Annotated in this window: 15 protein-coding genes and 3 pseudogenes; 10 read left to right on the top strand and 8 right to left on the bottom strand. The window is 34.3% G+C overall.

Going from position 1 to position 18,895, the window contains the following annotated elements:
* The coding region (locus BWZ41_RS05520) for an Rpn family recombination-promoting nuclease/putative transposase (RefSeq protein WP_143689732.1) at positions 1-695 on the bottom strand (695 nt) is incomplete at its 3' end.
* 129 nt (positions 696-824) lie between these two features.
* On the opposite strand from BWZ41_RS05520, the pseudogene wmk reads away from it, so the two are divergent.
* The 4 genes and pseudogenes from wmk to BWZ41_RS05500 all read left to right on the top strand — a co-directional run bounded on the left by wmk (position 825) and on the right by BWZ41_RS05500 (position 4,455).
* A pseudogene (wmk, locus tag BWZ41_RS05515) lies at positions 825-1,728 on the top strand (WO male-killing family protein Wmk).
* 169 nt (positions 1,729-1,897) lie between these two features.
* Entirely contained in the window at positions 1,898-2,560 is a 663-nt protein-coding gene (locus BWZ41_RS05510) for a JAB domain-containing protein (RefSeq protein WP_143688996.1), read from the top strand.
* A gap of 102 nt (positions 2,561-2,662) precedes the next feature.
* Positions 2,663-3,058 (top strand): annotated as a pseudogene (locus tag BWZ41_RS05505) (hypothetical protein); the annotation flags it as partial.
* Positions 3,059-3,264: 206 nt separating this feature from the next.
* A pseudogene (locus tag BWZ41_RS05500) lies at positions 3,265-4,455 on the top strand (IS256 family transposase).
* A gap of 137 nt (positions 4,456-4,592) precedes the next feature.
* On the opposite strand, the gene BWZ41_RS05495 reads toward BWZ41_RS05500, so the two are convergent.
* Positions 4,593-4,919, bottom strand: a complete 327-nt coding sequence (locus BWZ41_RS05495) for a hypothetical protein (RefSeq protein WP_241653924.1) — start codon at positions 4,917-4,919, stop codon at positions 4,593-4,595.
* A 118-nt stretch (positions 4,920-5,037) separates the two neighbouring features.
* The gene (locus BWZ41_RS05490) at positions 5,038-6,675 is read right to left on the bottom strand and encodes a recombinase family protein (protein ID WP_143689654.1); all 1,638 of its coding nucleotides are present in this window, start codon (positions 6,673-6,675) and stop codon (positions 5,038-5,040) included.
* A 313-nt stretch (positions 6,676-6,988) separates the two neighbouring features.
* On the opposite strand from BWZ41_RS05490, the gene BWZ41_RS05480 reads away from it, so the two are divergent.
* Together BWZ41_RS05480 and BWZ41_RS05475 are read left to right on the top strand one after the other, a co-directional pair.
* The gene (locus BWZ41_RS05480) at positions 6,989-8,185 is read left to right on the top strand and encodes a hypothetical protein (RefSeq protein WP_143689652.1); all 1,197 of its coding nucleotides are present in this window, start codon (positions 6,989-6,991) and stop codon (positions 8,183-8,185) included.
* Positions 8,151-9,260, top strand: a complete 1,110-nt coding sequence (locus BWZ41_RS05475) for a hypothetical protein (protein WP_143689651.1) — start codon at positions 8,151-8,153, stop codon at positions 9,258-9,260. Before BWZ41_RS05480 ends, BWZ41_RS05475 begins: the two co-directional genes overlap by 35 nt.
* A gap of 12 nt (positions 9,261-9,272) precedes the next feature.
* Here BWZ41_RS05475 and BWZ41_RS05470 read toward each other — a convergent pair whose 3' ends face one another.
* From BWZ41_RS05470 to BWZ41_RS05450, 5 genes are read right to left on the bottom strand one after another with little or no spacing between them, the layout of a single operon-like run.
* Positions 9,273-11,294 (bottom strand): AAA family ATPase, encoded by a 2,022-nt coding sequence (locus BWZ41_RS05470; protein ID WP_143689650.1) that lies wholly within the window; start codon positions 11,292-11,294, stop codon positions 9,273-9,275.
* A 22-nt stretch (positions 11,295-11,316) separates the two neighbouring features.
* Positions 11,317-12,549: an AAA family ATPase gene (locus BWZ41_RS05465; protein ID WP_143689649.1), complete on the bottom strand. Its 1,233-nt coding sequence runs from the start codon at positions 12,547-12,549 to the stop codon at positions 11,317-11,319.
* Complete coding sequence (locus BWZ41_RS05460; protein ID WP_143689648.1) at positions 12,546-13,025, bottom strand: hypothetical protein; 480 nt, start codon at positions 13,023-13,025, stop codon at positions 12,546-12,548. Before BWZ41_RS05460 ends, BWZ41_RS05465 begins: the two co-directional genes overlap by 4 nt.
* 23 nt (positions 13,026-13,048) lie before the next feature.
* On the bottom strand, positions 13,049-13,846 hold the full coding sequence (locus BWZ41_RS05455; RefSeq protein ID WP_143689647.1) for an ATP-binding protein: 798 nt from the start codon (positions 13,844-13,846) through the stop codon (positions 13,049-13,051).
* A gap of 49 nt (positions 13,847-13,895) precedes the next feature.
* Positions 13,896-14,387, bottom strand: a complete 492-nt coding sequence (locus tag BWZ41_RS05450) for a sigma-70 family RNA polymerase sigma factor (protein ID WP_143689646.1) — start codon at positions 14,385-14,387, stop codon at positions 13,896-13,898.
* A gap of 859 nt (positions 14,388-15,246) precedes the next feature.
* On the opposite strand from BWZ41_RS05450, the gene BWZ41_RS05445 reads away from it, so the two are divergent.
* The 4 genes from BWZ41_RS05445 to BWZ41_RS05430 form a co-directional block, all read left to right on the top strand.
* Positions 15,247-15,717, top strand: coding sequence for a crossover junction endodeoxyribonuclease RuvC (locus tag BWZ41_RS05445; RefSeq protein ID WP_143689645.1), 471 nt, complete (start codon positions 15,247-15,249; stop codon positions 15,715-15,717).
* Between the two features lie 133 nt (positions 15,718-15,850).
* Complete coding sequence (locus BWZ41_RS05440; RefSeq protein WP_143689644.1) at positions 15,851-16,315, top strand: hypothetical protein; 465 nt, start codon at positions 15,851-15,853, stop codon at positions 16,313-16,315.
* An 18-nt stretch (positions 16,316-16,333) separates the two neighbouring features.
* Positions 16,334-17,818 carry an ankyrin repeat domain-containing protein gene (locus tag BWZ41_RS05435; protein WP_143689643.1) on the top strand — a complete coding sequence of 495 codons (1,485 nt, stop codon included), beginning with the start codon at positions 16,334-16,336 and terminating at the stop codon, positions 17,816-17,818.
* A partial coding sequence (locus tag BWZ41_RS05430) for a phage terminase large subunit family protein (RefSeq protein ID WP_177429465.1) occupies positions 17,815-18,895 on the top strand: 1,081 nt, incomplete at its 3' end. The genes BWZ41_RS05435 and BWZ41_RS05430, both read left to right, overlap by 4 nt.

Here is an 18,895-nt window from a genome sequence, read left to right as displayed (position 1 = left end):
TGTAAATCCATTACTCTTTCTTCATATGCTAATAAGTCCTTCTCATTCCAATGAAATTTATCTAACTCATCATATGCTAACTTTATTATTGGTGATTTTTCTGCTATTTTCCTTAAATCTTCATCAGTTGTTTCTTCTGCATATTTAAAGAAAAATAGCCAACGATCTACTACATTTTCTAGCTGCTCTTCTCTACTTTTGGGAAACTTTGGTAACTCAATGAAGATAAATTGAAAATCTTTCAAATCATGCTCATTAGTTTTTTCATCTCTTATGGTATGGCTAGATATATAATCAAGCTTATCAGGAAATAAATTACAATTAGAAATAGCAATAAAGAAAACCTTCTTTAAATCAATGTACTTACCACCTTTATCAGCCTGCCTCGAGTAAGCCTTAGCAGCGTAAAGTTGAGCGCGTTTTTCAAATCCTTTATCACGAGCGAGTTGCATTTCCGCAATATATCTATTTCCATATGAATCCTTACAAAGAACATCAACAATGCTTTGTTTATCAGAAGCAATCTCAGGATTCATAATGGTGCTGAGAAACTCAACATCTTGAATAACGTTGATTCCAGTAAAGCCTAAGATATCGTTTAGAAAGTGAATAAGGATATTCTTATTTTTTTCAGTACCGAAGATTTTCTTAAATGTTAAATCAAGCTTAGGATCTAAAAATTTTGAAAGAGCCATGACGAATTAACCTAGAAAGCATTAATAATTATACACAATTGTGAAGAAATATTCAACTAAAATTCAAACATAGAAAGAAGCATCCCTTTTTTATATCTTTATTTGGTAGTATTAACCTGTATAATATTTATGGCAAACATCTCAATAAGGTATCAGATAGCACAAAAAGTAAGGAGCTGGAGGTTAAAGCGAGGTTATACTCAAAAAGATTTAGCGGGAAAAATCGGCGTAACGTATCAAATAGTACTACAATATGAAAAAGGAACACGAAAAATTTCGATTGAGAAGTTGTACGCTATAGCAGAAGTGTTATCGATTGGTATTATAGATCTCATTCCTGTATCAAATGAAAAAATCTGTCTTGAAGATGAGGGAGAAGAAATATTAAATCTAGTAAGAGAATATAAAAAGATTGGCGGTCAGGAGTTACGTAGAGTGTTTTGTTTACTGACCAAATTGGTTCAAGTTAGTGAGAAAAGTAGTAAAAAAGCAGAGAAAATAAAAATTGCAAAGGGTCTGGTTAAAGCAGGAATTTCTGTTGATGTTGTTTCACAAGCAATTGGCCTCTCTGCTAATGAGTGTGTTGAAGAAAAAACAGGTTCTATCTACTATAAAATAGGAAAAAAGATAAAAGAATGGACGGGAATATACTCAGAAGGATTTGGCTGAGAAAATGGATACAACACGTGATGAAATAAGCAACTATGAGCAAGGACGTGTGGCCATTCCACTGGAAAAATTATATGCAATAGCAGAAACATTATCAATTAGCATTACAGATCTGCTCATAGAGGAAGATGAGATAGTAGAAAGTGAGCTACCTGATTTGATTAAAGAATACAAAGAAATTGAGAGCCGAGAGTTACGTAATGCACTAATAAAATCTCTGTTTGAAAGCATACAAATTTGTGAAGAGAAAATTAGAGAAGCAGAAAGAATCAAAATTGCAAAGGGTCTGGTTAAAACTGGAATTTCTATTAATATTATTTTGCAAACGATAGGCATCTCTTTAGACGAAATTCAACAAATTTAAGTAAAAAAATCAGTATCTATTAACATCTTTACTTCTTGATGAAAAAATAAGTAAAAAAGATTTAAAAATTGATTTGACTTCACTCGAAAGCTATGGCTCTATGCCAATGCTGATAAAAAACAGCAGTAAATATCTAAAAAAAGTTTGTTGTTAGTGAAAGGTAAATTATATGAATAATAATAAGAATAAAGAAGAAATAGAATTCAGAATATTAGAAAGCAAAGGCAAAGCACTACTTGATCGTGAAATAATGGAAACGTTTCTAAGTGCAGCACATGAAAGGCCACAAGCTCAAGAAATTGCTAAAAATCTGGTGAATACTTATGCAGGAGTAGGAAGGATTTTAGGCCGAGAAATGGATGACCTGAAAGTTATAGAAGGAGTAACTGATTCTGCAGTAGCAATGATTATGTGTGTTAAGGAAACACTAGAAAGGGTACTAAGAGAAAAGCTCAAAAGTGAGCCAATAATGGACTTACAAAGGCTAGTAGAGTACTTAAACGTAAGTATAGGCCACTCAGAAAGGGAATGTATAAAAATACTGTATTTGAATAAAAGGCGTCAATTAATCGGAGAAGAATCCTATATTGGTGAAATGGAAAAAGCACCAGTATACATAAAGGAAATTATAAAAAAAGCATTAATAAAAAATGCAACATTAGTAATAATGTCACATAACCATCCTGGAGGGAGTTTAGAACCATCAGAAGAAGATCAAGCAGTAACGAAGAGCTTAGCAGCAGCATGTAGTACTGTAAGTGTTAGATTGTTTGATCACATTATTATCACAAGTGCAGGCTATTTTAGCTTTCGAGAAAACGGATTGTTATAGCAGAAAGTATTTGCAAATCTACTCACTATAATTTATAATGAGTAATAGAGTGTATAAACTAAGGTTTGTATACTTAAAAAGTATTTTTGATATGGGGGTTATATGACTAGTAAAGACAAGTTATTGAAGAAAATATTTGGTGCTCTTGAAGGCGTTGATATAAAGCAGTCTAAGTTTGTGAGCAAAATTAATAATCAGAAGGAGATAAAACCGGAAGATACAATGCCTTTCCCTAGCAGAGACGTTCGCAAAAACTATATCAACTACGGGAAAGGACTTGATTATGTATATGGCACAAAACCTGTAAGCGATCAAGCAGATTATCTAAATCCATTTGCTTCAGCTTTGCAAAAAATAAAGCCAAATACAGAAAAGTTGAGCTGGTTTAAGAGTGCTGTAGTAGAGACAAAAAACGTAAATGAATTGCACAAAGTTATAGACAAAGTACTAGCCTCTGGAGCAAGAATAAATGCATGTAATGATGGCGAATGGAGATATCAACTATGTTTTTTAAAAATTTTCTTATTTGTGTGATTTTGCGGTTTTACCCAATCATATGGGCAATAAAAACCCGTTTGCCATAGAAATAGAACTTTATATCAAACAGCTACTACAACAATTCCTGTTTAAGCGGGAATGTTCAAAAAAGTGTGTCAAACCGAGAAATAGAAATAAAATAGAAACAAAAAATAGAGGTTTGATATATGAGTTACAAAATAGAAAATGGAACGACTGGCCTGGTAGATTACAAAGAGCTGGAAGCAAATATACTGTCATCAATAAGAGAAGGTAAACCATTGATGGGGAGAGATGGAGCATTAACACCATTTGTAAAAAGACTACTGGAAGCAAGTCTAGAAGGTGAAATAGAGCATCATTTATCTAATGAAAGAGAAGAAAAGAATCGAAGAAACGGAAAGAATGGCAAAACTTTGAAGACGAGTGCAGGTTCATTTGAACTATTGACACCAAGAGATAGAGAGGGAAGTTTCGAACCACAGATAGTGAAAAAAAGGCAAACAAGCTTACATCCAGAACTTGAAACAAAGGTCTTGAACATGTTTGCAAGCGGTGTGGGATACAGGGATATAGCATCCTATGTGGAAGAAATCTATGACCATAAAATATCTGCAGCAGAGATATCTGGAATTACAGATAAATTACTGCCTATAATCAATGAATGGAGGAGTCGTCCCCTACAATCAGTATACCCGATAGTATTTATGGATGGGATGTTTTTTAAGGTCAAAGAGAATGGACATTGCATAAGTAAATGCATGTACAATATATTGGGCATAGACCACAATGGCAGAAAAGAAGTCCTGGGCTTTTATTTGGCTGAAAGTGAAGTTCTGGTTGGGAGTTCTAAATGACCTCAAAGAAAGAGGAGTAGAAGATATTCTAATTGCCTGTATTAAAAAGCTTTCCTACAGCTATAAATAGCTAAAGCAGAAATGCATAGTGCATCAGATAAGGAATTCACTGAAGTATGTATCTAGCAAAAGTTTTCATAAATGATTTGAAAACGTGCTTCAAGTAAAGAAATTGCTGAGAATTATCTGCTTGAGCTGGAAGAAAAATGGGGAGAAAAGTATCCTTTAGTTATAAAATCCTGGCAGAACAATTGGGAAAACTTATCCAGTTATTTTAAGTATTCTGGGCCAGTTAGGAAGCTGATTTACACCACTAATCCAATTGAGGGGTTGCATAGACAAATCAGGAAATTTACTAAAACTAAGGGTTCATTTACTAGTACAAATGCCTTGTACAAACAGGTATATTGTGCTATAAAAAAAGTAGAGCAAAAGTGGATTATGGCTCTACCTAATTGGGCTTTAACTATGTCTCAACTTGATATTTTCTTTCCAGATAGATTGAAAATTGAGTTGAACTAAAAATGCGGCTTGACACACTTTTTTGAACATTCCCTAGATGAAATTAAACAACTTCAGGAGTAAATGGCACTTTGTAGTTGCTTGTCCACTGTCATATTATTTTTGTGTGATTTATAGAGATTGTTACAGCAGATCTATCAGATTAAGTCTAAACTATTAGATATAAAACCAGTATCAGCGAAAGCTGAATTACCTTCATTATCATAATAGTAAGGATTTGTTTTTTGTACATCATTAAAGACAGTTTTTAATAGTACTTCCTTATCACTATTCCATGCAACTTTCTCCATAATTGGAATATACTCATTACACTTATGGTCACTTCCACAGTCCTTGATTTTACCGTTAGCCTTTAGATAAGGCTTTAATAGATTATAGTGTATTTGAGTGTTATTGCCCTCTTTATCTATCATTTGCCCTAAGTGATTAACAAGTATCAATGGTGCAATTTGTTTTACTTTCATAACACTTGTTCCACTGGATTCTTTAATGAGATCAGGACATGATTCTCTAGAAAAAAAGTTCTTATTTAATTCTTTATTACTGTAATGAATATCATAGTGACAGAAACTCCTAATTTCATCATCCTGACAGGATAATTCTTTTGTATTGACTGCTAGTACAACATTGCATAATTCTATTATGGCTATTTTGATCAAAATTTGCAAGACTTTTTATGCGAAATACTATATACAAGTGATTGTGATTGATTTCAATTTGATGAATTAACATTCTAATAATATTTTGCTTAGTCTGCCAATCCACTTGATCAAGCTTTGATTCAACACTTGAGGAAAAGTTTTTCAAGCTATCTGTAACAAGGCTCAATTCTTGTTGTAGTTTTTTTTGATCAAGCGTTCTTTCTTTCTCTTCTTCAATTTCTTTCAAATGCTGTTTCATTGTTGTGATTCTTGGTTCAAATTCTTCTTGGCTTATAAACCCTTTAGCATAGCTATCAATAAATTTTTTGATACTTAATCTTAACTTACTTTCTTGCTTTTCACGTGTTTGATTATGTAAAGGCTTTTTGTTCTCTGACAATCTACGTTGATATTCATTTGCAATCCTATCTGGCTCTTTCAGGATACTCTTGACTTCTTCCCATATAACTCCATCTAATACATCAGTGCGTATTGATTTATTATCGCAGATTTTATTGCCATTAAATTTGCTAGAGTTTGTACCAGAGCAACGATAGTAATAATATGTCGACTTTTTATGAACGTGGTTTGTACCACAATAAGTATATTGACAACGTTGACATACCATTAAACCTTGCAATAAATATGTTTCTCTTCTTTGCCGTACTCTTGCTCTTTGTCTATTTTCAGCTAATTGTGTTTGCACTGAATCAAATAAATTTTCATTGATTATTTTTGGTACTGGAATATAAGTCCAGTTCTCTTTATCACTATTAAAGCGACCACTTTTAAGTTTACCACAAGTTCCTTTTTTTGACTTTTTTACTTGTGGTTTTGAGCATGTCTTAGTTTTACCATAAGCTGCTTGTCCTATATAAGCAGGATTTTTTAACATGTTCCAAATAGTGCTCCTTTTCCAATACCTTTTCCCTGTTCGTGTTATTACCGGTATCTTATTCAGTTTATGTACGACTTCTCCTATACTTGCTCTTTCTTGGCCAACCCAATTAAATATTTTACGCACTATATTTGCCTCTTCTTCATCAACCTCAAATTTAGCACTTCCTTCACCTACATGTTTTGCTATGTAGCGATAACCGTAAGGCGCCCTACCCATCACACTTATACACCCAGCTTTGGCCGCATGAAGTTTACCTCTACGGTTTCGTTCCATAATCTTTGCACGTTCATACTCTGCTATTGCTCCCTGAATCTGTAGAAATAAATGGGAATCCGGATTATCATCAAACTTATGATTCAAAAATACTATTTCAGATCCAGCCTTTTTAAACTCTTCGAGTAAGATCATTTGATATGAAAATTTCCGTGATAGCCGATCAGGTGAATGAATGTATATCTTATCAATCTTACCTTCTGCTACTCTATCACGTAAACTCTCTAAGCCAGGACGTTCTAAGTTTGATCCACTGTAACCATTATCAACAAACCTATGCTCATCTAATAATTCATATCCATCGCTACTAATTCGACGCTCCAATTCTACAATCTGACTCTCTATCGTATTCTCCTGTGCCTGTTGTCTTGATGAAACTCTTGCATACAAGCTTACGGTTGTCATTTTCTTCTACCTCCTTTATTTTATATTTCAATAATTGTTCATAAGCATCTGCCAAATATGTACCTGCCAACCGACTGGGCTCATAACGGCAATTAATAATTAATTCCCCTTTTTGCATGTTTTTCTTCCTGTGAGTTTTTTTATAAGGTTAGGAAACTTCTATTAAACTAAATCAACGCACACCTTATTTAAGAAAGCTATCTAGTTCACACAAATTCTCCTTAATTAAATATACAAGATTTGAAAAAATTATGTCCAAAAAATCTTTGCTTGAATTATCATATTATGTATAATATGGCCTATTTAATCTGTTATGAATATTCATCCAAGTTACGAATTCTGGGAGAGTGATTTAGAGGTTCCCGTTAATCTCTTGCTAGATCGCTTTCAAGATTTAGAATTACGTAAACTATGGCTTGATTCTCTTTCTGGTAAACAACTTAGCATCATTTTTCAGCATTGCTTTAAAAATCATTTAAATGGGCAACTTTTTCAGGACGGAGATTATGACGATAGATCCACTCAACAAAAACGTAAGATGCTTACCAGTTACTCTGACTCTCTTTTTGACTATTATCTCATTAGCTACTTTGATCGTACGAAACTTGAGGCTACGGTCAGTGAAGTGGCAAGATTTGCTCTGACTGAGAAGTTAATGAGATCGTACCTGGTAAAAAACAATACCAAGTATGATAAAAGATCCTTATTGTTTTTACTATTTCATATAAATTGCGAACTTCTAAAATCTGTTTATCACTTTGATAAAGTGCAAAAGAAAGGTTTCGTATCATTTGCTTTACAGAAATCACCAAGACAAATAAATACTTCATTTAAGGCATTTATGTCACAAGAAACTGTAGAGCAGATACTTAAGGATGATGACCAGTTGCAGGGTTTTTTCCATCACCAAGATCGAATATATATGTTTGTACGTCGAGGAAGTGACATGGATTTACTGCTTAATTCAAACAAAGTTGTTCATGGTCATAAACCTGAGTGGATGATTTTAGATTTCTCTCTTGATGGCACTCAAGTTAATCTCTGTGCTAAAAATACTAACAAGGCTGTAGAAATAGCAAATAGCATTGTAAGTGGGTATTTTGACTGCGAATGTACTTTTGTAAATATACAAGATAAGAACTTTCCATTACAAGTGCACAAATTTCTTCAAGCATGTATAGATGGTTCTGACCCTGACATTTGTATATTTGAGTTAAATTTTAAGTCAGATTATTTTAAAAATAGTAATACATATCTTACTTTAAGTGTAAAACCGTATGATCCTATTGCACCAGAGTTACATATTTTAAAGCCAGCTATTGGCAACATACTACAATCTATTCAATCAGCCAAAGTAATGTTCCAAAACAAAAAGGTAACATTTTCTTTCAAAGTAAGTGGGGAAATTTATTATTCAGAGCATCCACTCAATAAAAAAGAAAGAGAGGACCTGAAGAAACATATGGAACAATCTTATGGTCTTAAAATCCTTTCACGAGCAAATTGCTGATCTTTTAAGTTCAAGTGGTTCTTGGGTTAATCCAAGTCAAAATCACATTAAAGCAGCAAGATACTTATTTGATCTTGGATGGATACAAATGCAAGAAAGGTATTATATTGTTTGTTCTCGTGAAGAAGATCATCTTGATTGGCCAAATGTAATTGATCCAAATTGTAGCAATGAGATTTTTATCGATTCAGACTTTGATGAAGCATGTGATGACGCTATTTGTGAAAACTGTTCTCGTCATATTCTGCCTAATACTTATAAAAAACAGAGATTTCATCTCTTATCCATATACTTAAATATAGAGAAAATCATAGACTGGTTTGAAACAAAGTTGAATGATTCAAGACTTATGTGGGGAAAAATGGAAAAAGGAGTTTATTATACTTGTGATCAAGGTCATATTGTAAATCTAATAATCCTTGATTTTTGTACTGATGCGATATTTTTAACCATAGATAAACTGAGAGTCCATCCGACAGTTCTCATTACTCTAAAAAAAGATATACCTAATCTATTATTGAGCCTATATGTAGTGCGAATGGTAGAACTGTTTTGCCAGTATAAGACTGTAACTGAGATATTCCAAGAGGCAGCTAAAAAAGGAGTACCAGAGGTAGTAGAAAATACTTCTTTGCAAGTTTTACCAGCTTCATATATTTCGCTTAAACGTGTTGAACCAATTGTGCCAATAAAGCTTTTGGAGTTACAGGTAGTTAAAGGTATGGTATATGTTAATAGCGTTGAAGTTATAAATAAAAAAGCTGCATCATGCCTTAATATTTTTCGAATATTGTTCAAGCAATTTTTACATGACTGTGAGAAAGAGTTACCACCTGAAAAACATACACTTCTCAATATTAATCAGTTAGAAAAACTCTTGGGACTTAGTTTAGAAGCAGATTTAGAACATCAAATCAGAAAACCATTAAACAAGATGCAAAAAACGATCAAAGCTACATTGGCTGAGAAATTAGGATTAAGTATTGAACGTGATGATGTAATACAAACCCTTGGTTGGCAAAGATCATCACATGGTTATCGTATTAACCCTTTTACTTTGACTATAAAAAAATAGAGTTTTTTGTTATCAAAAATAGTTTTTTTCAGCTCCATGAATAAATTTTCCCACTCCACGTGCAAATGGTCCTGTTTTAATATCGAGCCATTTATCCTCTTTTGAACCATTAGCCATTCCTTTAACTATTTGCTTTGCCTGTAAAAGCTCTTGCACTATACGCTCTAATCTATCTCTTCCCATACTATGAAAAACTTCAGGCAGTCTATGTCGTTGTTTATGTATTCCTGCACTTCCTGTGTGAGTAAATGGATGTCCTGAAATAGCAGCTCGCGCAATTGAATCAATAAGATATATTTTAAGATCTTTATCGCTAATATTTTGAGCTTTTAATTGTTCAGTGATGTCTTCCAATAGCCCTGTTTCTTCATTTCTTAGGTAAGTGCGTATGGTACGATCAGCCAGGCCATTTGCTTTAACAACAGCTCCATAAAATAGTGCATTTTGTCTTGGGATTTTTCCAATTGACCTAAAAATCATTGGTTTAGTCATATCTTCAACAGGCCAAAAAGCAAAAGAACACCTGACTCCATTTACGAGAGCAGAAGTGCCTCGAATAGCATCTCGTGCTTGCTCTACTGTTGATATAGGCTTTTCTCCCTTCAGCTTTCTCATATGATGTGCAGTAATTATTGAAGCTCCAGTGCTACATGCTAAATCAGATAATAAACACATGAGATAATCCCCTACTGCTGGATCAGCATTTAAATCTGCATGAATGAAAGAAGCAAGGGGATCAAATATAATGAGCTTTAAATCCTTTATCCTGCTCAGCTGCTTCATTACCGACTCAAATTCTGGAGAGATTTCTACAACTTTACCGCGAACGTTCTTAAGTATGGTAAGAGATCCTCCGATGTTTGGTAATGGTACAATAAATAGCCTACCTTTATATTTCAATCTCTCGCATTTTGGATCAAGTCGTTCTAAGCGACGATGTATTTCATTTGTATCATCCTCCGCAGAAAATACCACCACAGATCCATGTTCAGTAACAAGTGGACCAAATCCGCATACCTGATCTATGCTACCTGCAACCTTGAGGGCTAGGTCAAGAAGTAGCATACCTTTGCCTGTATCTCCCATTGCAGCCAAAATGGAGGTTACACCCAAAGGAAATAATCCTTCAACCAAGAATCTTTGCTTTGGTACTGGGCCTACAAAACGCTCTACGCTCCAGCTAAAAATATCAAGTGGTGGTTTAATAATTATTTTTCTTGAGTTTTTTTCGATAAATTCTTCAATATTTATTCCCTCTAACACACAATCAGCAGCATCCCAACTCTTTGGTTTATTCGGTGGAATCTTAAGCGTAGCAAGTGATGCAACACCAAGTTCTAAAAGTCTCTTTTCAGCGTTTTTGGTATATTTATTACCTGCTTCATCGTTGTCTGGCCAAATAATAATATGCTTGCCCTTAAGCGGAGTCCAATCTGTTTTATCAATAGGCGCATTTGCTCCAAACATTGCTGTTGTTGCAGTTATTCCTTTCTCTATAAGTGCTTCTGCGCATTTTTCTCCTTCAACCAGAACAACCTTATCAGATTTTAAAATACCTGGAATGTTGTAGAGTGGCCTTATTTCTGGCTCTTTGAATCTTTGTTTTTTAACATCAAATGGTTTAAACTGTTTTTTCTCTAAAGGAGGATCATAACGGTAGACTATTACAATCAATTGGTTATTTTCATCGTAGTAGTTCCAACTACAAGTTAAGTATTGTTCTAAATTTCTCTGTTCTTTGAAGTTGGTTTTTCCAAGCCATTCACTTATTGAGAGCATTACTTCAGGAAACTCTATTCTCGCATTCTTCCCGTGTACCGTTGCCCAAAGATCAATAATGTCACCACCTTCTCCAGTTGCAAAATCTTTCCATAATCCGGCTCTTTCGCCTGTTAACTCTATTACAGTACTTTTGCCCTTGTTACCCTGTACATCACCTACATAAAACTTATCACCACGAAATGTCCCTCTTGGTAAAAGATGAAAAAGACAAGATCTGATGTTTTGCAAAAGCTGAGTTTTTAGCTCTAGCATAGTGTCGGTTTTTGTGGATAAATTAAGCCGTAGCTATAACTTTAGAGTTCTGCCAACGCCCATTTACTCTGCTAATGAATTTTGCTGGTATTGATTTACCGTTTCTTAGCTCATATACTACCTGCAAGACATTTGCGCGTTTACTTGGTTGAAACATTACCATACCAGACGTGTAAAAACTTCTTAAAGCATTAGCACCAATTAAAGCTTGAAAAGGACTTTTTGCGAGTGTAGCTGTGGATACTTTTCTGGTATGACGTGTAATAATGATTCCAGCCGTAGGATTAATTACAGAACGTAGTTTTTCTATTCTGCTTTGCAGGCCAGAAAATATATTTTCATAGTCAAGGGAATCCAAAACGATAAGGTCTATCATTTTGATATCAAACTTTTCTTTTATAATATCTTTTATTTTCTCTGTACCTTCATCATTTAAAGTTAATCTCATCTTTGTAGTAACAATCAAGTTTTCTTCTGCTAGATTTGGCAGCCTTTGATTAGTTATGATTTGTTGTATGCGTTCCCTGATGTAATTGTACTCCATCTCATTTTGTAGATAGATTATTTTTAGTGGTCTTGCTGACTTCATCTTAAGAAATGACACTCCTGCTGCAAGATGTGCAAGCAAAGAGAGAAGAAAATAACTTTTACCAATCTTTGGCGTACCACCAATGACTAAAAGACCACCTGGAGTGAGAATTCGTGGAGCTATTATGTCCTCTGGTATTGGTGATTGATCACTCAAGTACTGCTTTACAGAAAATATTTTTTCTTCTCTTTTTTCTCCCTTTTTTTCTCCACTCTTTGATTTTTTATTGAACCACTTTCTAGCAGAATATATATCACCCTTAATTAAAATCCAAAGATCAATAATATCACCACCAGTTCCTTCAGTAAAATTACGCCAATCACCAGCTTCTTTACCTACTATTTTAACTGTAATTGTATTTCCATTTAAGTCTCCAATATAAGTTTTTTCTCGGTAAAACTCACCATTTGGAAGTAGGTAAGAAACACACTCCTTGATATTATCAATCAATAACATCTTTAACTCTTTTTGCTTTTTAGACATAAAATTCCCATACATATTTTTTATACGTTTAAAGTTGAGATTAGCTAGCTCACAAACAGTTTCAAAAGATTTTGAATTCAGCCAATTAATTGCTTCTTCTCTTAGCTTTGGGTTTTTTCCTACTGCGTCCTGAATACCTCTAGTAACGACAGCAGACCAAAGCTTTTCCTCGTCGTACTTCAAAATGGTACTCTGTCAATTTCATAATTTTTGTGGTATTCTACCGAAGCAATTTTGTTCTTTTCTCCATATTCATCAGTTATAACACCTACCTTTATTGTAAACTCCAACCCATTGAATTCTGCAACTGAATTCAGCTTACGAGCAAGGATTGCACCTTCTGAGTTATCATGTGGATGAATGTCACGTGCTGATTCCAAGATACTGCGAAGCATAGAGCGACCCATTTCTCCCCAAGTATCTTCTGCTTTACTACTTTTAATGCCAATTATTTGGTAAATCTTGTGCTTTTCATATAGACCTTCAATAACGGTAAATTCTGTATTTAAATAAATGCTACCGGTAGTGGGGCTTTTAGTAAACCAATGCTCATAACCTCCAGGCTTGATTGTCATTTTTACCTTTACTATTGTCCCTTTAGGTATTAGTCTACTTTGCGGTTTTACAGTGTTAAAATCAGTTAATAGGTTTTGTAACATATATCACTCTCCATGTTTAAATTTTAAAACTTGCTTTTAATCTTTGTAAGCAGTTTGCCTAAATACGGCTCTTCAACCATACTTAGGCGTCCACTGCGATCTTTAGCTGGATATCCCCAAGTATTAATAGTCTGACAGACAAATGAACGTTTCTCTGTTCCATCATCTTTCTTGATTCCAACCATACTGATTACTTCGTCAACTATCCCAGGAATTTCACTAGCAGTTTTAGTTCCTTCGCATTGAGGTAGCCAAATTGGACGATTGAAGTCATCGAGATATTGACCTAAAGTGCCAACTATGATGATGTCTTTGTCTCTGATGTGTTGAAATTGATTGAGCCAAGCCATCATTTCCTGAGCAAGTAATCCATATGCAGCTCTCATGTCCTGTTTTCCCGATCTCTCAGAAAAAGCTTCAGGTTGCATTTTTGCCCATAATAGACATAAACGTGAAGCAACGGTTATACTATCTACAAAGATGCATTGGTATTTAGAAAACTCAGAGAAAAGATCTTTGTACTTACGAGATACATGTTCATGGTGTCTTTGGCTATATGCTTGATCAGACTTCAGCGCAGGATTAGGCCCCCCTATAAGACAAGCAATATCTCTAGCTTCATTCCAAGTGCGAAGACTAATTGAATCTCCTTGCCAATCTTGAACAGCAAGAAGCCCTGCTTCAAAATCAAGGCAAAGTGTTGGTTCATCTATAGTCTTTAGTAGACTTGTTTTACCAATACCGTAAGGACCAAAGATGACCATCTTTACACTTGATATTGTTTGCAATCTTTCATTATTATTCAAAATTTTAAGAATCATTATTTATCCATGCTGCAATGTATATATACAAGAAAGGCAAAAATTTTGTTCAATTTTTCTTTTTGCCTTCGTAGTAAATAGGAGAAAGTTTGGCACGTATCTTCTTGATAATATTGTTTAAAGTGGTTCTTGAAACGTTGTTCATTTTGGCAACTTCATGTAAGTTGAAAAACTTAAGTTGCTCACATATATTTTGCCATTCCTTTGGTAAAACCGAGATCATATAGTCTACATCAATGCGTTTTGTTATTTCACTCTCAAGTAGCTCTGTTACATCGATACTAATATAGTTATTGATATCGCGTTTTGCACATCGCTGTTTCTTTAGCAAGTTAATAGCTTTGTTTTCAGTTAGTCTTGCTACAAAAGTGTTAAAGCTACTTTTATCTTCATTATACTGATCAAGACATGGCCAAATTTCACAGAAGAGTTCTTGCTCAAGGTCTTCGTTATTCTCATCAATAAAGCACTTGGCAAGTTTTAGTCTATAGGCTTGGTATTTTACGTTTTTAACAATTATAGCTATATTTTTTAATTTCATGGTTTTCCCTAAAACAAATTAATGCTTTAAGGATGGGAGTTATTAATGCCCTTATGTAGGACAGGAGCAAAAATAAATAATACTGATGCGATTTTTAATCTATTGATATTCTGTTATTTTTTTTTGAGAATAATACCGGTGCAATTTAAAATAATACAGTTCAGGTTTTTAGAACCTATTTTGAATGGATTTCAAAGAATGGGTAGCTCAGGCTTCCTAAAGTTATATTAAAAATATATAAGAATTTCATATTTTGAAATTCAATATCACCTAAAGAGCTAAAAATGTGGATTTCGCTATTAAAAGAATAGCTTAAATTTTTAAGAGGAAAATAGTTGAAAAGTATGCTCTCTATAACCTTAAGTTCTGTTCCTAATTACTGGCTTCCTAAATCAGGAATTAGGAATCAGGAATCTAGAACTAGCCTGTATGGCGGGTTTTCACCATGCGTTCCTAAAACCGTTCCTAGGAACGGCATATCTGAAGTCCGCCAATATGGAGGATTCTAGCTTCCTAAAGCCCTTATATATAATATATATATATAATACATATATAAAAATATACACATATATAAAAACATATAAAATATAAGATTAGAATAATAAGAAAACCTCTAAAAGTAGAAAAATCATGTTTGGGATAAGTAAGGTTTTCAAATTCGAGAAAAATTTTTCAAAAATTGAAGATTTTTTGGACGAAAATTTTTCCAATCTTGTATATATATGTAACCAACAATTGAAAGGCTTAGCAAACAAACTGGCTGTAAAAGAGTTTTCATGTTAGTTGTTAAATTTCAAAGATTTTTTGGACATAATTTTTTCGAATCTTGTATATATATGTATACAACAACTGAAAGTAAATGCTCACCCTAGATCTTGGTAAACAAACTGGCTGGACTATTTTAAATGATGGAATAGTGCAAAGTGGAAGTAAGAGTTTTCATGTTAGCAGGTTTAGTGGTGGTGGAATGCAGTTTTTAAATTTTCGTAATTGGCTTAATTCACTTAAGTATAAATTTCCAGGTATTGAAGTTGTATACTTTGAAGAAGTGAGAAGACACTTGGGAACTGATGCTGCACATATCTATGGAGGGTTTTTAGCACACCTTTCTGCTTGGTGTGAAGAAAGTAATATTCCCTATCAAGGTGTTTCGGTTAAGACTATTAAACGTTTTATAACTGGCAAGGGCAATGCAAGTAAAGCTGATGTAATTGAAGCAGTGCAGGAAAAGGGTTTTTGTCCAATGGATGATAATGAAGCGGACTCTTTAGCTTTAATGTTCTATGTTATGAATTTTAGCAAAGATTTTAATATATTAAAAACGCCATAGAAAGTGGGTCCTTCTGGCCAAGCTGGAGGGTTTGGTGGTCCCAACCTCGGGCCTTCTTTAGCGTCAGAAATATTTCAAATGTTGACTACTTGTGCAGTTATAGCTGAGCAGTGCCAAAAAAGGAGAAAAAAAGGTGAAAATTAAGCAAGCAGAATGGGCAAGAGAAAAAGGGTTTTCAAGGCAATATGTCTGTTCTTTGGTAAAGAAAGGAATCGTTGAACTCAAAGATGGACTTATTGACCCCGAGCAGGCAAATGAAGCTCTGAAAGCTGTTCGTGATCCAAGTCAACCACTGAGAAGAAAAGAGAATGGAGAAAAGCTTTCAACGATATTGCTAAAAACGCGAATAAAAAATGAAACGGAGCGTGGTAAACTTTTGGAAGCTAGAGTGAAAGCTGAAGTAGGCAAATTTGTGTCAATTGAAGAGGTAAAAACTGAAGCATTTAACATAGCAAGAGTTGTCCGTAATAATTTGCTTAATATTCCAAATAGGGTTTCAGCACTGCTTGCATCACTGAGTGACACTGAAAAGATTCATATGGTGCTAACTGAAGAGATTACAAACTCACTCCAAGAATTATCTAACGCTAAATTTTAAATATATTTTAAATATAAAATGGCTGATAACTTAAGTTTAGAGTTAATAAAGTGTTTAATCAATCAACCTGGATTAGATGTTAATGTCAGAGGGTTAAACGGAAAAACCCCACTACATTGCGCTATAGAATTTGATGAATTAAGCATGGTAGATTTGTTACTCACGAAGAAGAATATTAATCCTTTTGTGGAAGATAATGAAGGTAAAACATCTCTTGATTACGCCAAAGAAGGGAAAAAAGCAGAAATATTACAAGCGCTAATTAATAACAAATACGGGTCAGAACAAGATAGCTTACTTCATTTAGCTGCAATGATAGGTGAAGTTAATGCAGTTAGATATTTGATAGGAAAAGGTATTGACGTTAATGTACGAAATGCTTTGCATCATACTCCATTACATCTAGCAGCAGGCATAGGACATGAAAATATTGTCAAAATTTTAGTGGAAGAAGGAAATGCTGAAATCGAGGTTTTTGATGCACGAAATCAGACACCAATGCACTATGCAGTTAACAACAAAAAATTGGAGATAGTAAAGTTATTACTGGAGCTAGGAGCAGATGTAAATAGCGCACGTGTAGGACAAAACTCGATGAAATTATCACCTGTGCATATAGCTGTAAGTAATACTAATTACGATGAAAGAGACTTATGTCTTGATATTCTCAAATGCTTAATAAAGGAGCCTAATGCTCAAGTAAATTTGCAAGACTACGAAAATAAAACACCACTACATTACGCTGAAAGACTTAAAACAATAGAAGTTTTACTAACGCGAGAAGATATAGATCCATTGGCAAAAGACGATAGCGGCAAGACACCATTTGATTACGCTAAACCTGAGATGAAGAAGGCTTTGATGAGTAATAAATATGGTTCTGAAAAGAATAGTCTACTCCATTTAGCTGCACAAAGAGGAGAAATTGAGATTGTAGATGCAATTTTAAAAGAAGAAATCAATATTGATATTGTAAATAATAAAGGTTTATCACCGATTTACCTTGCTGCGGAAAAAGGGCATTTATATGTAGTAAAGTTATTGCTGAAAAAAGGAGCAAATTATACACCTGTTTTACATTTAGCAATTAAATCAAACAATTTAGAGTTACTTAAAGTTTTGTTTACTGAAAAAAATGGGTCTTTGCTCTGCAGAGATACCGTTGTTAATTTTCCAACCCTTCATAATAAATATATAGCACAGAGAGAAATAGCAGATAAAAGGACGAAAAAACATAATAATATTATCTGCATCTATACTACAGTCAGCGCAATAGCAGTAGCAGTATATATAGGGTTGATAACAACAACAATAAGCAGTGCAATCATTTTTGCAACAATAACAGGGTTATTTGCGCTTGTTATAGCAATAATGATAAGTGAGATGAGCAAAAGATATATAGAAAACGAATTTCAGAAAAAGATGTTTATGGAATTGGAGGAGTGTAGTTCTACTGTTAATGATGTTGAGATAGAACCAATTATGAGTAGATGCAGACAATGATATACGCCACATCTTTTTCTGAAGGTTTAAAACCAGATCCAGAGCTTAAAGTATCAGAGTGGGCAAATGAGTATCGAGTTTTAGCGCCAACTGCAGCATCAGAGCCAGGTAAATGGAGAACAGAAAGAACTCCTTATTTAAAAGAAATCATGGATTCACTTTCTCCGTCCTCACCAGCAGAAAAAGTAGTATTCATGAAAGGAGCGCAGATTGGAGGAACAGAAGCTGGCAACAATTGGATTGGCTATATTATCGATCAAACACCAGGTCCAATGCTGGTAGTACAGCCGACAGTTGAAATGGGAAAGCGTTGGTCAAAAGGAAGATTTGCGCCGTTAATAGAGAGTACGCCATGTTTAAAAAGTAAAGTAAAAGACCCAAGGTCAAGAGACTCAGGCAATACTGTACAAAGTAAGGAATTTCCAGGTGGAATAGTAGTAATAACCGGAGCAAATAGCAGTGTAGCACTGAGATCTATGCCAGTAAAATATCTCTTTCTTGATGAGATTGATGCTTATCCAGGAGATTCAGGAGGAGAAGGAGATCCAGTACTGCTCAGTATTGCTCGAACTAATACCTTTGCACGGCGAAAGATTTTTTTAGTATCAACACCAACGATTCATGGAATAAGCAGAATTGAGAAAGAATTTGAAGCAACAGATAAGAGATATTTTTTTGTTCCCTGTCCGCATTGTAATTACTATCAAGTTCTAAAATGGTCACAAATAAAATGGGAAAACAATGACTCAATAACAGCACATTATGTCTGCACTGAATGTAGCGGCAAAATAGAAAATCATCAAAAGACAGAGATGCTTGAGCGTGGAGAATGGAGGCCTACTAATAGAGTAAAAGGTGAGAAAAAAGGATTTCACCTTTCAAGTCTTTATAGCCCAGTTGGGTGGTATAGTTGGCAACAAGCAGTAGAGGACTTTCTGCATGCAAAGGAAAGTGAACAATTACTGAAAGTTTGGATAAACACAACGCTTGGAGAAACCTGGGTAGATAAGGGAGAAGTACCAGACTGGAAGCAATTATTCAACAGAAGAGAATTTTTTCAGATTGGCACAGTACCAA

This window comes from Wolbachia endosymbiont of Nilaparvata lugens (assembly GCF_007115045.1).
GTDB lineage: Bacteria > Pseudomonadota > Alphaproteobacteria > Rickettsiales > Anaplasmataceae > Wolbachia.
Note: the sequence above shows the minus strand (reverse complement) of the source record. Positions and strands in the feature narration are given on the sequence as shown.

What these genes read in the sequence shown, in the direction of transcription:
- BWZ41_RS05510 (WP_143688996.1), top strand. Translation starts at nt 1,898, where the DNA reads ATGAATAATAATAAGAATAAAGAAGAAATAGAATTCAGAATATTAGAA.
- BWZ41_RS05495 (WP_241653924.1), bottom strand. Translation starts at nt 4,919, where the DNA reads ATGAAAGTAAAACAAATTGCACCATTGATACTTGTTAATCACTTAGGG.
- BWZ41_RS05490 (WP_143689654.1), bottom strand. Translation starts at nt 6,675, where the DNA reads ATGACAACCGTAAGCTTGTATGCAAGAGTTTCATCAAGACAACAGGCA.
- BWZ41_RS05480 (WP_143689652.1), top strand. Translation starts at nt 6,989, where the DNA reads ATGAATATTCATCCAAGTTACGAATTCTGGGAGAGTGATTTAGAGGTT.
- BWZ41_RS05475 (WP_143689651.1), top strand. Translation starts at nt 8,151, where the DNA reads ATGGTCTTAAAATCCTTTCACGAGCAAATTGCTGATCTTTTAAGTTCA.
- BWZ41_RS05470 (WP_143689650.1), bottom strand. Translation starts at nt 11,294, where the DNA reads ATGCTAGAGCTAAAAACTCAGCTTTTGCAAAACATCAGATCTTGTCTT.
- BWZ41_RS05460 (WP_143689648.1), bottom strand. Translation starts at nt 13,025, where the DNA reads ATGTTACAAAACCTATTAACTGATTTTAACACTGTAAAACCGCAAAGT.
- BWZ41_RS05455 (WP_143689647.1), bottom strand. Translation starts at nt 13,846, where the DNA reads ATGATTCTTAAAATTTTGAATAATAATGAAAGATTGCAAACAATATCA.
- BWZ41_RS05450 (WP_143689646.1), bottom strand. Translation starts at nt 14,387, where the DNA reads ATGAAATTAAAAAATATAGCTATAATTGTTAAAAACGTAAAATACCAA.
- BWZ41_RS05445 (WP_143689645.1), top strand. Translation starts at nt 15,247, where the DNA reads ATGCTCACCCTAGATCTTGGTAAACAAACTGGCTGGACTATTTTAAAT.
- BWZ41_RS05435 (WP_143689643.1), top strand. Translation starts at nt 16,334, where the DNA reads ATGGCTGATAACTTAAGTTTAGAGTTAATAAAGTGTTTAATCAATCAA.